Source organism: Streptomyces sp. NPDC020965 (genome assembly GCF_044333555.1).
Lineage (GTDB): Bacteria > Actinomycetota > Actinomycetes > Streptomycetales > Streptomycetaceae > Streptomyces.
Map to the genome: position 1 here is coordinate 1 of NZ_JBIRRE010000003.1, position 14,760 is coordinate 14,760.

Genomic DNA, 14,760 nt, shown 5'->3' on the forward strand with positions numbered 1-14,760 from the left:
TTCGCCTTTCGGCTGCTCCGACTTTATCAGATCCTTTCGGGCCTGACTCCCGGTCGAAATCGGGTTGTCTTTCCGGCTGTTGGGCCGTTCCGACGAGTGAGACTTTAGCGGAATCGTTCACCCTGACGCCAATCGGGGCTGCGCTCCTTCGAGCGCGGATTCCTCATTCCGCAAAACGAACACCACGGACATGTGACATGACGTCACCCGGCCGTAATGGATCTTGCGGAATCGCTGTCCGGGGACCAACCGTAGTCGGCGCTCACGTCGGACAACTCGGAGAACACTACGGATGACGGCAAGTCGCTGTCAACCTGGGGCTCCAGCCCGTACTGTCGTCCTCGTGACTACGCGTACGTGCTCCCTCCAGTGGTGGCCCGCCTGACGGCGGCCGGCACCTGCGCGCACATTCAACGGCCGCCGCTTCGGCGGCCTTTTTCGTTCTCCGACCTCGGGGGCCGGGCCGCTGGACGCGGCGGCTTCGACCGAGAGACGGACGGAGAACGGGATGACTCGGATCTTCAGCGGTATCAAGCCCACGGGACATATGACGCTGGGCAACTACCTCGGCGCCCTGCGTCGCTGGGTGGAGACCGACCAGCACCGGGCGGACGCATTGTTCAGCGTGGTCGATCTGCACGCGCTGACGGTGGAGCACGATCCGGCCCGGGTGCGCAGGCTCAGTCGGCAGGCGGCGACGCTGATGCTTGCCGCGGGGCTCGACCCGGAGCGGTGCACATTGTTCGTCCAGAGCCATGTGGACGAGCATGCCCGGCTGTCGTATCTGCTGGAGTGCACGGCCGCGGACGGCGAGCTGCGGCGCATGATCCAGTACAAGGAGAAGAGCACGCGGGCGCAGGCGGCCGGGGAAGGGGTGCGGCTGTCGCTGCTGACCTATCCGGTGCTGATGGCGGCGGACATCCTGGCTTACGGGACCGATGAGGTGCCGGTGGGCGACGACCAGACGCAGCACGTGGAGCTGACCCGGGATCTCGCGGTGCGGTTCAACCAGCGGTACGGGCACACCTTCACCGTGCCGAAGGCGACGCGGCCGCCGGTGGCGGCACGGGTCATGGACCTACAGGATCCGGACTCGAAGATGGGGAAGTCCCACGAGTCGGGGGCGGGGATCGTCTATCTGCTCGACGAGGCGGACCTGGTGCGCAAGAAGATCATGCGGGCCGTCACGGACAGCGGACGTGAGGTCGAGTACGACCCCGAGGGCCGTCCCGGTCTCGCGAATCTGCTGGAGATCCTCGCCGCCTGCACGGAAGGGAACCCCGTCGAGCTGGCCGGTGTATATGAGTCGTACGGGGCCTTGAAGAGGGATACGGCCGACGCGGTGGTGGAGCTGCTGAAACCGGTGCGGGCGCGACATGCGGCGCTGGCGGCGGACGCGGGATACGTCGACGAGGTGTTGAGGAAGGGGGCCGACCGGGCGAGGGGGATGGCCCGGCCAAGGGTCGATGCCGCCTATGCGGCGATCGGGCTGCTGCCCAGGTAGCGGACCGGCGGCCCTGCTCCTCTCTTTCACCGTGGCGCCGCGGTGAAAGAGAGGAGTGGAGGTCAGCCGTTGCCGGAGGCGAGCTCACGACTGCGGTCGCGGGCGGCTTCGAGGGCGGCGATGAGAGCGGCGCGTACACCGTGGTTCTCAAGTTCGCGGATGGCGCTGATCGTGGTGCCCGCGGGGGAGGTGACGGCTTCGCGGAGCTTGACCGGATGTTCGCCGCTGTCGCGGAGCATCACCGCGGCGCCGATGGCGGCCTGGACGATGAGGTCGTGGGCCTGGGCGCGGGGCAGGCCCAGGAGGATGCCCGCGTCGGTCATGGCCTCGACCAGGAAGTAGAAGTACGCGGGTCCGGAGCCGGACAGGGCGGTGGCCGCGTCCTGCTGTGACTCGGGGACCCGGAGGGTCTTGCCGACGCTGCCGAAGATTCCCTCGGTGTGGGCGAGGTGCTCGGCGGTGGCGTGGCTTCCGCCCGAGATCACGGACATGCCTTCGTCGACGAGTACGGGGGTGTTGGGCATGACACGAACCACAGGGGTGCCGGAGGTCAGGCGCTCCTCGATGAAGGAGGTGGGGATACCGGCCGCGGCGCTGACGACCAGGCGGTCGGCGGTGATGTGCGGCGCCAGCTCGTCAAGGAGTCTGCCCATGTCCTGGGGCTTGACGGCCAGGATGAGGATGTCGGCGCGCTTGGCCGCCTCGGCGTTGGTGACCGATTCGACCCCGTAGCGGTCGCGCAGCTCGTCGGCGCGTTCCGTGCGGCGGGTGGTGACCAGCAGATCGACGGATCGCCAGCCGGCACGGATCATGCCGCTGAGGAGGGCCTCGCCGATCTTGCCCGTGCCGAGGACTGCGACTGTCTGGGTCATGGTTCTGTTCACCTCGCCGGTGGGGGATGTGCGCACATCCTTGCACCGGGGACGTGGTGGTGCCGTCGTGTCCGAGGGGCGGTACGGGTGCTGGTGCGGCCTCAGTGATTCGAGGCCGGGCCCGGATCATGCTCACGGTCGTGGGCGGGAGCGGGGTGTACGCCCGGAGTCCCGCACTCATCTCCGCCTGCACCCGGCCGGTTGGTGGGGCTTCCGCTAGGCGGTGCGGCGGCGGAGGGTGGCCGCGCCGAGGGCGAGCACCAGGGCCGCGCAGGCGGCGACGATCAGGATGTCGCGGATGAAGGTGCCGGTGGCGTCGGGCTGGCGCAGGACCTCGGTCATGGCGTCCACCGCGTAGGACATGGGCAGGACGTTCGAGATCCCCTCCAGGACGGGCTGCATGTCCTCGCGGGGAGTGAACAGGCCGCAGAGGACGAGCTGCGGAAAGATCACGGCCGGCATGAACTGGACCGCCTGGAACTCCGAGGCGGCGAAGGCCGAGACGAAGAGGCCGAGGGCGGTGCCGAGCAGGGCATCGAGGAGGGCGACGAGGAGAAGGAGCCAGGGGGAGCCGATGACATCCAGGCCGAGGACCCAGAGCGCGAGGCCGGTGGCGAGGAGGGACTGAACGACCGCGACGAGGCCGAAGGCCAGCGCGTATCCGGTGATGAGGTCGCCCTTGGCGAGGGGCATGGCGAGCAGTCGTTCCAGGGTGCCGGAGGTGCGCTCGCGCAGGGTGGCGATGGAGGCCACGAGGAACATCGTGATCAGCGGAAAGATGCCGAGGAGGGAGGCGCCGATGGAGTTGAAGGTCTCCGGGCTGCCGTCGAAGACATAGCGCAGCAGGAAGAGCATCACGCAGGGGACGAGGACCATCAGCCCGATGGACCGGGGGTCGTGGCGGAGTTGGCGCAGGACTCGGGCGGCGGTGGCGAGGGTGCGGGAAGCGGTCATCGGACGTCCTCCTGAACCGTGTCGGCCGGCGGGTGGGTGCCGGTTGCTGTGGAGCGGCGGTCGGGGCCGGGGGTGGTGGCGCCCATGACGGGGCCGCTGTCGGTGGCGGTGGGGCGGGCGTCGGCCTCGTCGACGAGGTGGAGGAAGGCCGCCTCGACCGTCTGTGAGCCGGTGCGGAAGCGGAGGTCGTCGGGGGTGTCCTCGGCGAGGATCTCGCCTTCGCGCATCAGTAGGAGGCGGTGGCAGCGCTCGGCCTCGTCCATCACATGGGAGGAGATGAGGATGGTCACGCCGCGTTCGTCGGCGAGGCGGTGGAAGAGGTCCCACAGGTCGCGGCGGAGTACGGGGTCGAGGCCGACGGTCGGTTCGTCGAGGACGAGTAGTTCCGGGGTGCCGAGCAGGGCGACGGCGAGGGAGACGCGGCTGCGCTGTCCCCCGGAGAGGCGGCCGGCGAGGGCTTCCGCGTGGCTGGTGAGGTCCACGTCGGACAGGGCGCGGGTGACGTGTTCGTGCCGGGCCTCGCGCCGGTGGCGGCCGGGGTGGAGGACGGAGGCGAAGTACTCCAGGTTCTGGCGGACGGTCAGGTCGTCGTAGACCGAGGGGGCCTGGGTGACATAGCCGATACGGGAGCGGAGGGAGGCGTCGCCCGCGGGCTTGCCGAGGATGTCGAGGGTGCCGGTGACATGGGCCTGAGTGCCGACGACCGAGCGCATCAGGGTGGATTTGCCGCAGCCGGAGGGGCCGAGAAGGCCGGTGATCCGGCCGGGATGGACGGTGAAGTCGATGGCGTGCAGCACGGTGCGGTCGCCTCGTACGACGGAGAGCCCACGGGCCAGAACGGCGGCTCCAGAGAAATTCATCATGTGATGAATAATCCTCCTGGAGGTGTGGGGCGTCAAGGCCGGAGGGATCGGACGGGGAGGGATCAGGCGGGGGGCAGGGGACTCCGGTGCCCCCCTGCCTCGGGGGCAGGGGGCACTGGTCGCCGAAGGCGGCTCGGCGGGGGTGCCTCCCCGGCTGGCGGACGTCGGGGAGGCAGAGACGGGGAGGTGCGGAGACGGGGAGGTGGAGAGATAGGGGGCGGGGAGACAAGGAGGTGGGGCGGGCCGAGGTTCAGGGGTGCGGGCGGCGCAGGCCGGGAGGAAGGGGAGGTGTTAGCCCAGGCCGGGAAGGAAGGGGATCGCGGTGGGGTGGCGGCGGGCCAGGCGGAGGGTCAGCACGGTGGAGCGGACGACGCGCTCCTTGATGAAGGCCGCTCGACGGCCGGTGAGGATGCGGTCGCGAGGGGTGTCGTCCGGGCGGACGAGCTGGATCAGTCCGTCGTGGCGGCCGAGGCTCACACACTGGATCACATAGCCGAAGCTCAGCGGTTTCGGTGCCTGGCCGCGGGTCTCGGCGATGATCGAGGTCGCCGCCGCGGCGCCGGTGGGGAGTGCGGCGGCGCAGCCCATGCGCATCGGGCCGGCCAGGGGTGAGTGAGCGGCGGCGGCATCGCCCACCGCGTAGATCTCGGGGTGGGCGATCGAGCGGAGGGTGTCGTCCACCGTGATCCTGCCCGTCCGGGGGTCGAGCGGCAGGCCGGCGTCGGCGGCGAGGGAGGTGTTGGGGACCATCGAGGCCGCCCAGACCACCGCGTCCGCGTCCACGGCGGCCGGGTCGGCGATCCGGTGGCCCTCATCGACCTGAACCCCGAGCGCCGTGAGGACGGCGAGGACATGTGCCCGGCCCCGAGCGGAGTGGCCAGCCGCCACCGGGCCGGCGGAGAGGAGGCGGACCGTCCAGCGGGGGTGGGCCTCGGCCAGTTCGGCCGCCAGCTCGATTCCGGTCAGTCCGCCGCCGACGACCGCCACCGAGCCCGTGCCGTCCCGCATCCGCTGGCGCAGGCGGTCGGTGGACTCGGCGGTGTAGACGCGTTCGTCGGCGGTGCCGGCGGTGCGGTCGGTGGTGGGATTGGCGAGGGCGGTGCGGCTGCCGAGTGCGTACACCAGCCGGTCGTAGGCGAGGTGCTGTCCGTCGTCCGTGGTGACCAGGCGCGCGATCGGGTCGAGGGTGGTGGCGCGCCGGGGCAGATGCCGTACGCCGGTGCCGCACAGGAGGTCCCGGAGCGGATGGGTCACCTCGCGGGGGTGGGCGGCGCGTTCGTGCAGGCGTACGCGTTCGGTGAAGCGGTCGCTGGGGTCGATCAGCGTCACCTGGGCGTGGGGGGCGAGTCGCAGGGCGGCGAGCAGTCCCGCATACCCGGCCCCCACCACGGTGACCTGCTGTTTCGCTGACTTCTTCGGCTTCGGTCGGTTGGTCATGCCAGGGAGACGACGCAGCGCACCAGACTGTGACGGTGGTGGCCGTCGCAGTTCAGCGGAGGGCGGTGAAATCGAGGTGGGTGAGCTTGTCGGGGTTGAGGGTGGCGCCGATCTCGGTGATGCGGCCGGCGTCGACCGTGAACGCGTACACCGCGGTCATGCCAGTCCCGGGGTCCGCCATGATCAGGCCGGGGGCGCCGTTGACCTCCCGTACCGCCAGCCAGGTGCGGCCCGGGACGAAGCCGCGCATCAGGCCCTCGATGAAACGGGCGACCTTGGTGTTGCCGAGCACCGGCAGCCGGGCCGCGGTGACCTTACCGCCGCCGTCCGAGCGCCACACCACCTCGGGGTCGAGGATCTCCAGGAGCCCCTCGAAGTCCCCGCCCGTCACGGCCGTGAGGAACGCGTCGACCGCCCTGCGGTGTTCCGCCCGGTCCACCGAGCGGCGCGGCGCCTCGGCGCGGACGCGACGGCGGGCGCGGGACGCCAACTGCCGGACGGAGTCGGGGGTGCGGCCCACGACCTCGGCGATCTCCGGGAACGGCACGGTGAACACGTCGTGGAGGATGAAGGCCGTGCGTTCGGCGGGGGTGAGCCGTTCCAGCACGGTCAGCAGGGCGACGCCCACAGACTCGTCCAGGGTGACCCGGTCCTCCGGGCTGTCGCGGGTGACCACTGGTTCCGGCAGCCAGGGGCCGGCGTAGGTCTCCCGGCGGGCGCGGGCGGAGGTGAGCTGGTCGTAGCAGAGCCGGCTGACCACCGTCGTCAGATACGCCCGCGGGTCGTCGGCCGTCCCGTCCGGCAGTCGCTGCCAGCGCAGCCAGGTCTCCTGGACGGCGTCCTCCGCGTCCGCGACCGATCCGGTGATTCGGTAGGCGATGCCCCACAGTCGGCTGCGCTGCTTCTCGAATTCGGCCAGCTCGGCCATGGTTCCCGGCCCCTCTCTCCGCTCTCTCCGCCGGCTCGCGGGCGTCACCCGGTGGACGGGGCGGCCTGGCGGAGTGTGACAGTCGGCCCGGTCGCGTACTCCTCGCGCACCGGGCCGGCTGGAGGACGGCGAGCGGCGTCCTCCCCGTGGTGCCTGCCGTTATGCGCGCTTGCGCTTGCCACTCTTCGTCCGCTTGGCCGCCGGGTTGCCCGTGCGGGTGCCACGGCGCTTCTCGTACCGCGCGCGGGCCGTCTCGTACTCCTCGCGGTGCAGCTTCTCGCCCGGCGCCTCCAGCAGCGCGCGGAACGAGTAGGCGAGGAACACTCCGACGAAGCCCACCAGCCGGAGGCTGCGCAGCGCGTCCGGTGTCGCCGCTCCGCCCGGGCGACGGCCGAAGCCTTCCCAGGTCTTCCGGAAGGCGATGGCGCTGGACACCGCGAACATGACGATGACCAGCATGTTGACGAACCCGCCGACCTCCGCGATCACCAGCCCCTGGTACGCGAAGCGCAGGACGAGGCAGCCCGCGACGGCGGCGGCCAGCGCGCCGACGGCGACGCCGGCCCGCCGTGGCCCATACCCCCCGTCGTGGTCGACCCAGGTCGTACCGAAGAAACGGATGGGTTCGGGCTGCGGGCCTTCGCCGCCGCCGGTGTGCTCGATGGTGCTTCTCTGCTCGCTCACAGGGTCGATTATCCCCGGGAGCGTCCCCCGGTCAGGTGCAGCGGATGGTCACATATCCGTCGCTGCCGGTCTGGACGTAGGCGTCGGAGACGAACTGCCCGTTGGCGATGCAGTCCCAGACGTTGGTGGTGCCGTACGGACCGCTGACCCGCTCCCCCGGCTTCTGGCAGTTGATCGGGACCCGGGCCCCGACCGCCAGCACCTTGACCAGCCGGTAATTGGTGCCCGGTCCGCTGCGGACGTTGACGCGGTGACCCGGTGCGACCGGGTACCGCTTGACCGAATCGGCCGTAATGGTTTGCGTGGATATGCCCCCGACGTCCTCGGCACCACTGATGCCCTCGACGCCATCACCAGCGTCGGTTTCTGGACGTAGTTCTTCAAGTGCCATCTAAATCGCCCCCGTTGTTGTATGTGCGTATACGCACCGTACGTGGCACGCAGGCTAGCAAGCCACCCCTGGATCGCACGCACCATCGACTAGGCTCGACGCGTCGCATGTGCGCACTGAAACCACGGGGGTACGACATGCCACCGCTGCGCGATACCGGACAGTCTCCGGAAGCGGAGCGTCCGGAATATGCCGGGCAGTACCGCCTAGAGGGATGCCTGGGTACGGGCGGCATGGGGGTGGTGCATCTGGCCACCTCCGCCTCCGGACTACGGCTCGCGGTCAAGGTCATTCACACCGAGCACGCCTCGGACCCGGAGTTCAGGGCGCGCTTCCGACAGGAGATCGCGGCTGCCCGCCGGGTCAGCGGCGCCTTCACGGCGTCCGTCGTCGACGCCGACCCGACGGCGGACCGCCCCTGGATGGCCACCCTCTTCATCGACGGCCCCACCCTCTCCGAGCGGGTCAAGCGGAATCCACTGGACCAGATGGAGCTGCGCCGTATCGGCGCCGGGCTCGCGGAGGCGCTGCGCGATATCCACCGGGCCGGTGTCGTCCACCGCGATCTGAAACCCAGCAATGTGCTGCTGGCTCCGGACGGGCCGAAGGTCATCGACTTCGGAATCTCCAGACCTACGGACAGTGATCTACGTACGGAGACCGGGAAACTGATCGGGACACCGCCGTTCATGGCGCCCGAGCAGTTCCAGCGACCTCGGGAGGTCGGGCCGGCCGCGGATGTGTTCGCCATGGGGTCGGTGCTGGTGCACGCCGCGACCGGGCGCGGCCCGTTCGACTCGGACAGCCCGTACATCGTGGCGTACCAGGTGGTGCACGACGAGCCCGATCTGACGGGGGTCCCCACCGATCTCGTACCCCTGCTCCGACGCTGTCTCGCGAAGGATCCGGTCGAGCGGCCGACGCCGTACGAGGTGATGGTCGCCCTGCGGGAGTCGACGCCCTCCTCGTCGTACGACACCCAGGCGTACATCCCCGTACCCCGGACGCCGGATCCGCGGGAGAGCGCGCCCGTCATCGACTTCGCCCGCGCCGTCCGGGAGGAGGAAACGAAGACAAGGGAGACAAGGAAGACAAGGGAGGAGGGGAAAAAGGGGGAGGAGGGGCGAAAGGGAAGGGAAAAGGAAGAGGGGCTGGCGAGGAAGAAGCGGCGACGGCTGTGGGTGTGGGGGGCCGTCGGCGCGGCGCTGGTGGTTCTTGTGACCGCCGGGGGCGTCGCCCTGCACGGGGCGGGACAACCCGACGCCCCGGCCACACCCGCCCACCCGGCGCGGGACTTCCGCGGCTGGAGCGTCGCCCTGCACAAGGGTGGCGCGGAGAACAAGACACCCGGCTGTGTGGCCGGGCCCAAGCTCACCGCCCTGTACTGCGCCGCGCCAGGGATCACCGCCGCCCGGCTCGACCCCGATGACGGGAAACTCCTCTGGTCGCTGGCGGCCAAAGGCGACGCCGTCGCCCGGAGCGACCTGGGCATGATCCCGGTGCCCGCGGGCGGGCTCCTGCATGTCGTACCCGTCGGCGCCGGCCGGCTGGATGCGCTCGACCCGGTGTCGGGCGCCGTGCGCTGGACCGCCGACACCTCGTCGTACGCGACCGTGCGGCACGTCGGCGACACCGTCCTGCTGGTCGGCGACAGCGGGCGGGTACGGGCCCTCGACGCGGCGACCGGCGCCAAGCGCTGGGAACGCCGTCACGGCGGGGTCGGAACCCAGTGGCTCGCGACCCCCGGGGGCACCGGGCCGGCCCTCGGTGCGACCCCGTCCGCGGACGGCGGCTCGACCCGGATCACCGCGGTCGATCCGGTGAGCGGCGAAAAGCTGTGGGAGAAGCGGCACAAGGGGTCACTGCGGCCGGTGGGGGCCTCAGGGAACGCGCTGTATCTGGTCACCGAGGACAAGGACGGGTTCACGGGCGCGGTCGTCCGGCTGGACCTGGCGGCCGAGGGACGGACCGTACGGACTCTCGCGCTCGGCGCGCCCGTGGATCAGGCGCAGGGGACGGTCGTGGGCGACATCGTCTATCTGAGCGGTTCGGGGGGCTCGGTGCTCGCCCTCGACGTCCAGCGGAAGGCCGAACTGTGGCGGCTGGAGACCGCGGTGACCAATCTGTCCCGGCCGGCCGCCGACACCCGTGCGGTGTACGTGACCGCCGGGGACGGGCGGCTGCTGGCGATCGACGCCCGGCGCGGCGTCCTGACCCGGCAGACGCCGCCGCGGATGGACGACGGTCGGCACACCTACGTCCCGTCGCTGCCGGCGCCGGTGGCGGAGGCGGGGCGGGTGTACGGGGCGGCGCCGGACGGATCGGTGTTCGCGGTGAACGCCAAGGCCAAGGGACGCTGGGACGGCTGACGGCTGACGGCTGACGGCCTGGGGCGCGGGCGGGCTGGTGGCTGGTGGCTGGTGGCTGGTGGCGGACAGTCGCGCGGCGGGCTCGCGTCCGGGGCCGGCCGCGACCGTCGGCCCGAGACCGGTGGCTGGATCTCCCCGGCGCCCTCGGCGCCCCCGGCGCACAGGAGAGAGCCGGAGACCGGGCCTAGGTCTTCGGCTCAGGTCTCCGGCTCAGGTCTCCGGCTGGAAGCTGACTCCAGGAAGCAGCTCAGGCCGCTTCCGGCGTGGGGTCGGGGTTCAGGAGAGCAGGGAGACGTCCCTGACCGCTCCCTTGTCCGCGCTCGTCGCCATCGCCGCGTACGCCCGCAGTGCCGCCGAGACCTTGCGGTCACGGTTCTTCGGCGCGTAGACCCCGGCCAGGGCCTCCCGGCGCCGATCGAGTTCCGGCTCGGCGACCAGCAGCTCAATGGAGCGGTTCGGGATGTCGATACGGATCCGGTCGCCGTCCTCCACCAGGGCGATCGTGCCCCCGGAGGCCGCCTCGGGGGACGCGTGGCCGATCGACAGGCCCGACGTACCGCCCGAGAAGCGGCCGTCCGTCACCAGCGCGCACGCCTTGCCCAGGCCCCGGCCCTTCAGGAAGGACGTCGGGTAGAGCATCTCCTGCATACCGGGGCCACCACGGGGGCCCTCGTAACGGATGACGACGACATCGCCCTCCTTGATCTCCTTGCGGAGGATTTTGTCGACCGCCTCGTCCTGTGACTCGCAGACCACCGCCGGGCCCTCGAAGGTCCAGATCGACTCGTCGACGCCCGCCGTCTTCACCACGCAGCCGTCGACCGCGAGATTGCCCTTGAGGACCGCCAGGCCACCGTCCTGGCTGTAGGCGTGGGCGGCGTCCCGGATGCAGCCTCCGGACGCGTCGGTGTCCAGCGTCTCCCAGCGCTCGGACTGCGAGAACGCCTCGGCGGAGCGGCGGCAGCCGGGGGCCGCGTGCCACATCTCGACCGCCTCGGGCGACGGGGAGCCGCCCCGGACGTCCCAGGTGTCCAGCCACTGCTTGATCGACGGGGAGTGGACGGTGTGCACGTCCTCGTCCAGCAGGCCCGCCCGGTACAGCTCGCCGAGGATCGCCGGGACGCCACCGGCCCGGTGCACGTCCTCCATGTAGTACGTGCCGCCGGGGGCGACGTTCGGGGCGACCTTCGCCAGACACGGCACCCGCCGCGACACCGCGTCGATGTCGGCCAGGTCGTAGTCCAGCTCGGCCTCCTGCGCGGCGGCGAGCAGGTGCAGGATCGTATTGGTCGAGCCGCCCATGGCGATGTCCAGCGCCATGGCGTTGTCGAACGAGGCCCGGGTGGCGATATTGCGCGGCAGGACACTCGCGTCGTCGTCCTGGTAGTACCGCTTGGTGATCTCGACGACCGTACGGCCGGCGTTCTCGTACAGCGCGCGGCGTGCGGTGTGGGTGGCGAGCACCGAGCCGTTGCCCGGGAGGGCGAGGCCCATCGCCTCGGTCAGGCAGTTCATCGAATTGGCGGTGAACATGCCGGAACAGGAGCCGCAGGTCGGACAGGCGTTCTCCTCGATGCGGAGGATGTCCTCATCCGAGATGTTCTCGTTGACCGCGTCCGAGATGGCGTTGATCAGGTCCAGCTTGCGGACCGTGCCGTCGACGAGCGTCGCCTGGCCGGCCTCCATGGGCCCGCCGGAGACGAAGACGGTGGGGATATTGAGGCGGAGCGCCGCGTTGAGCATCCCGGGGGTGATCTTGTCGCAGTTGGAGATGCAGATGAGGGCGTCCGCGCAGTGCGCCTCGACCATGTACTCCACGCTGTCCGCGATCAGGTCGCGGGAGGGCAGGGAGTAGAGCATTCCGCCGTGGCCCATCGCGATGCCGTCGTCCACGGCGATCGTGTTGAACTCGCGGGGGATGGCGCCGGCCGCCTTGATGGCCTCGCTCACGATCCGGCCGACGGGCTGGAGGTGGGTGTGGCCGGGCACGAACTCGGTGAAGGAGTTGGCGACCGCGATGATCGGCTTGCCGATGTCCGCGCTCGCTACGCCCGATGCGCGCATCAGCGCGCGCGCACCTGCCATATTCCGGCCGTGGGTGACTGTGCGGGACCTCAGCTCGGGCATCGTCGCTCGCTCCTCGGTAGAAGGTCGGTCTGGAAAGCGTACGCCCGACGACCAAGATCTGGACACAATGTCCGAAATATGGGACGACTGGCTCAGGGCTCGGACAGTAATTCAGGAACCGGTTCGGGAATCGGTTCAGGAATCGGTTCAGGAATCGGTCAGATAGCGCTGGAGCGTCGGGGCCACCATGGTCACGATCTCCTCGGGGTCCGCCGACGCCAGCGGCTCCACCTGGATCACATAGCGCATGATCGCGATGCCGATCATGTGCGCGGCCGCCAGCTCCGCCCGGAACTGCGGGTTCGGGACCGCCAGGTCGGCCGCGATCCGCTCCAGCAGCCGGCGCAGCACGAAGCCCCGCAGGACCTTCGCCGCCTCCTCGTGGGTGAGCGCGGACCGGATGATCGCGAGCATCGGCGCCCGGGAGTCCGGGTTCTCCCACACCCCGATGAAGTAGCGGGCGAGCCGTTCGCCGATGCCGTCGGGCCCCTGCCCGAGGATCACCGGGACGACCAGTGCCGGTTCGAAGGAGACCTCGATGGCAGCCGCGAAGACCTCGTCCTTCGTACCGAAGTAGTGGTGGACGAGGGCCGGGTCCACTCCTGCGGCCCGGGCGACTCCTCGCATGCTCGTCCGGTCGTAACCACGCTCGGCGAACTCCGTACGGGCCGCGTCCAGGATGCGCTCCCGAGCCCCGGGACCTTCGTCCGCCGCCGTACGGGACGGGCGTCCGCGCCGCCGCGGGGTCGTCGCGCCGGTCATGAGCCGCGGACCCCCCGGACCCCCGCGTCGGCGGCGGTCACGGCGGCCAGGTGTCGCCGGGTGAAGGCCAGTGCCTCGGCGAGATCCGCCTCCCGCTCCGCCGACGACATCGCCCGCCGGGTGTTGACCTCGATCACCACGTGGCCGTCGTAGCCACTGCGGGCCAGCCGCTCCAGCAGCTCCGCGCACGGCTGGTCACCGCGCCCCGGAACCAGGTGCTCGTCCTTCGCGGAACCCTTGCCGTCGGCGAGGTGCACATGGCCGAGGCGGTCGCCCATCCGGTCCACCATCGCCAGGGCGTCGACGCGGGAGGTCGCGGTGTGCGAGAGATCGATCGTGAAGTGGCGGTAGTCGTCCTTGGTGACGTCCCACTCGGGGGCGTACGCGAGCATCTCGCGGTCCCGGTACCGCCACGGGTACATGTTCTCCACCGCGAACCGCACATCCGTCTCGTCCGCCATCCGCCAGATGCCGCTGACGAAGTCCCGCGCGTACTGGCGCTGCCAACGGAACGGCGGATGGACGACCACGGTCGATGCGCCCAGCTCCTCGGCCGCCGCCTTGGCGCGCTGGAGTTTGGTCCACGGATCGGTGGACCAGACCCGCTGGGTGATCAGCAGACACGGCGCGTGCACCGCGTGGATCGGCATCCGGTGGTAGTCGGAGAGCCGGCGCAGCGCCTCGACATCCTGGCTGACCGGGTCGGTCCAGACCATGACCTCGACACCGTCGTACCCCAGACGCGCGGCGGTCTCGAAGGCTGTCGCCGTCGACTCCGGGTAGACGGAGGCGGTCGACAGGACAACCTTCGCATCGGGGACACGCGTCACTGGTTCTGCCACGGGACATAGGGTACGGGCCCGTGGCGGACGACGTGGGCCGCGCGCCCCGGCGGGGGGACCTAGGGCACCGGGAGGTGGTCCAGGCGCCGCAGGATCACGCCCTCGCGCAGCGCCCAGGGGCAGATCTCCAGCTCCTGCGCGCCGAACAGATCCATCGCGCCCTCCGCGACCAGGGCTCCCGCCAGCAGTTGGCGGGCCCGACCGGCCGAGACCCCGGGCAGGGCCGTCCGCTCCTCGACCGTCATCGCGGCGAGCTTGGGGACCCACTCCTGGAGTGACTTACGACTCAGTTCCCGCTGGACGTGGGCCCCGTCGGTGGAGCGCGCGGCGCCGGTGATCCTGGCCAGTTGCTTGAAGGTCTTGGAGGTCGCCACGATATGGTCCGGCCTGCCGAAACGGCTGAACTCGCCCACCGTACGAGCGATCTCGGCCCGGATGTGCCGGCGCAGCGCCCGTACGTCCTCCGGGGTCGGCGGGTCGCCCGGCAGCGCCGCCGCCGTCAGCCGGCCGGCGCCGAGCGGCAGCGAAACGGCCTTGTCGGGGTCTTCGTCGATTCCGTACGCGATCTCAAGCGAGCCACCGCCGATGTCGATGACCAGCAGCTTCCCGGCCGACCAGCCGAACCAGCGGCGGGCCGCGAGGAAGGTGAGGCGGGCCTCCTCCTCACCGGTGAGCACTTCGAGGTGGACCTCGGTCTCGGCGTGGACCCGGGCCAGCACCTGGTCGGCGTTGGTGGCCTCGCGGATCGCCGAGGTCGCGAAGCTCAGCACCTGCTCGCAGCCCTGGTCCTCGGCGGCCTGGAGGGCCCTGGCGACGATGCCGATGAGGCGGTCCACGCCCTCGGGGCCGATCGCGCCCTTCTCGTCCAGCAGCTCGGCGAGACGCAGTTCCGCCTTGTGGGAATGGGCGGGCAGCGGGCGGGCGCCGGGGTGGGCGTCCACCACCAGCAGATGCACTGTGTTCGAACCGACGTCGAGGACTCCGAGTCTCATGCACCGAACGCTACTGCGGTCGCGGACATACGCTT

13 protein-coding genes are annotated in these 14,760 nt (G+C 70.7%); 2 read left to right on the top strand and 11 right to left on the bottom strand.

Features of this window, described 5'->3' with window-relative positions:
* The first annotated feature begins 508 nt into the window (after positions 1–508).
* Positions 509–1,504, top strand: a complete 996-nt coding sequence (gene trpS / locus ACH4S7_RS10440) for a tryptophan--tRNA ligase (RefSeq protein WP_398520737.1) — start codon at positions 509–511, stop codon at positions 1,502–1,504.
* A gap of 62 nt (positions 1,505–1,566) precedes the next feature.
* On the opposite strand, the gene proC is transcribed toward trpS, so the two are convergent.
* From proC to ACH4S7_RS10475, 7 genes are all read right to left on the bottom strand, one after another.
* On the bottom strand, positions 1,567–2,376 hold the full coding sequence (proC, locus tag ACH4S7_RS10445; protein ID WP_398520738.1) for a pyrroline-5-carboxylate reductase: 810 nt from the start codon (positions 2,374–2,376) through the stop codon (positions 1,567–1,569).
* 216 nt (positions 2,377–2,592) lie between these two features.
* Entirely contained in the window at positions 2,593–3,330 is a 738-nt protein-coding gene (locus tag ACH4S7_RS10450) for an ABC transporter permease (protein WP_398520739.1), read from the bottom strand.
* Positions 3,327–4,193 carry an ABC transporter ATP-binding protein gene (locus tag ACH4S7_RS10455; protein ID WP_398520740.1) on the bottom strand — a complete coding sequence of 289 codons (867 nt, stop codon included), beginning with the start codon at positions 4,191–4,193 and terminating at the stop codon, positions 3,327–3,329. Before ACH4S7_RS10455 ends, ACH4S7_RS10450 begins: the two co-directional genes overlap by 4 nt.
* Before the next feature lie 291 nt (positions 4,194–4,484).
* Positions 4,485–5,630 (bottom strand): NAD(P)/FAD-dependent oxidoreductase, encoded by a 1,146-nt coding sequence (locus tag ACH4S7_RS10460; protein ID WP_398520741.1) that lies wholly within the window; start codon positions 5,628–5,630, stop codon positions 4,485–4,487.
* 52 nt (positions 5,631–5,682) lie between these two features.
* Positions 5,683–6,558: an RNA polymerase sigma factor SigJ gene (gene sigJ / locus ACH4S7_RS10465; RefSeq protein WP_398520742.1), complete on the bottom strand. Its 876-nt coding sequence runs from the start codon at positions 6,556–6,558 to the stop codon at positions 5,683–5,685.
* Between the two features lie 159 nt (positions 6,559–6,717).
* Positions 6,718–7,242, bottom strand: a complete 525-nt coding sequence (locus tag ACH4S7_RS10470) for a hypothetical protein (protein WP_398520743.1) — start codon at positions 7,240–7,242, stop codon at positions 6,718–6,720.
* Positions 7,243–7,273: 31 nt separating this feature from the next.
* Complete coding sequence (locus ACH4S7_RS10475; RefSeq protein WP_398520744.1) at positions 7,274–7,633, bottom strand: peptidase; 360 nt, start codon at positions 7,631–7,633, stop codon at positions 7,274–7,276.
* Between the two features lie 137 nt (positions 7,634–7,770).
* Here ACH4S7_RS10475 and ACH4S7_RS10480 point away from each other — a divergent pair, with 137 nt between their 5' ends.
* Complete coding sequence (locus ACH4S7_RS10480; protein ID WP_398520745.1) at positions 7,771–10,002, top strand: PQQ-binding-like beta-propeller repeat protein; 2,232 nt, start codon at positions 7,771–7,773, stop codon at positions 10,000–10,002.
* Positions 10,003–10,278: 276 nt separating this feature from the next.
* Here ACH4S7_RS10480 and ilvD read toward each other — a convergent pair whose 3' ends face one another.
* The 4 genes from ilvD to ACH4S7_RS10500 form a co-directional block, all read right to left on the bottom strand.
* The gene (gene ilvD / locus ACH4S7_RS10485; RefSeq protein ID WP_398520746.1) at positions 10,279–12,129 is read right to left on the bottom strand and encodes a dihydroxy-acid dehydratase; all 1,851 of its coding nucleotides are present in this window, start codon (positions 12,127–12,129) and stop codon (positions 10,279–10,281) included.
* 147 nt (positions 12,130–12,276) lie between these two features.
* Positions 12,277–12,891 (bottom strand): TetR family transcriptional regulator, encoded by a 615-nt coding sequence (locus ACH4S7_RS10490; RefSeq protein ID WP_398520747.1) that lies wholly within the window; start codon positions 12,889–12,891, stop codon positions 12,277–12,279.
* Positions 12,888–13,733 carry a sugar phosphate isomerase/epimerase family protein gene (locus ACH4S7_RS10495; protein ID WP_398520748.1) on the bottom strand — a complete coding sequence of 282 codons (846 nt, stop codon included), beginning with the start codon at positions 13,731–13,733 and terminating at the stop codon, positions 12,888–12,890. The genes ACH4S7_RS10490 and ACH4S7_RS10495 overlap by 4 nt, the downstream gene beginning before the upstream one ends.
* A 59-nt stretch (positions 13,734–13,792) precedes the next feature.
* Entirely contained in the window at positions 13,793–14,725 is a 933-nt protein-coding gene (locus tag ACH4S7_RS10500; RefSeq protein ID WP_398520749.1) for a Ppx/GppA family phosphatase, read from the bottom strand.
* Between the last annotated feature and the right edge of the window lie 35 nt (positions 14,726–14,760).

Coding starts and splice junctions, on each gene's coding strand:
- ACH4S7_RS10450 (WP_398520739.1), bottom strand. CDS start 3,330: ATGACCGCTTCCCGCACCCTCGCCACCGCCGCCCGAGTCCTGCGCCAA.
- ACH4S7_RS10460 (WP_398520741.1), bottom strand. CDS start 5,630: ATGACCAACCGACCGAAGCCGAAGAAGTCAGCGAAACAGCAGGTCACC.
- sigJ (WP_398520742.1), bottom strand. CDS start 6,558: ATGGCCGAGCTGGCCGAATTCGAGAAGCAGCGCAGCCGACTGTGGGGC.
- proC (WP_398520738.1), bottom strand. CDS start 2,376: ATGACCCAGACAGTCGCAGTCCTCGGCACGGGCAAGATCGGCGAGGCC.
- ACH4S7_RS10480 (WP_398520745.1), top strand. CDS start 7,771: ATGCCACCGCTGCGCGATACCGGACAGTCTCCGGAAGCGGAGCGTCCG.
- trpS (WP_398520737.1), top strand. CDS start 509: ATGACTCGGATCTTCAGCGGTATCAAGCCCACGGGACATATGACGCTG.
- ACH4S7_RS10500 (WP_398520749.1), bottom strand. CDS start 14,725: ATGAGACTCGGAGTCCTCGACGTCGGTTCGAACACAGTGCATCTGCTG.
- ilvD (WP_398520746.1), bottom strand. CDS start 12,129: ATGCCCGAGCTGAGGTCCCGCACAGTCACCCACGGCCGGAATATGGCA.
- ACH4S7_RS10490 (WP_398520747.1), bottom strand. CDS start 12,891: ATGACCGGCGCGACGACCCCGCGGCGGCGCGGACGCCCGTCCCGTACG.
- ACH4S7_RS10475 (WP_398520744.1), bottom strand. CDS start 7,633: ATGGCACTTGAAGAACTACGTCCAGAAACCGACGCTGGTGATGGCGTC.
- ACH4S7_RS10455 (WP_398520740.1), bottom strand. CDS start 4,193: ATGATGAATTTCTCTGGAGCCGCCGTTCTGGCCCGTGGGCTCTCCGTC.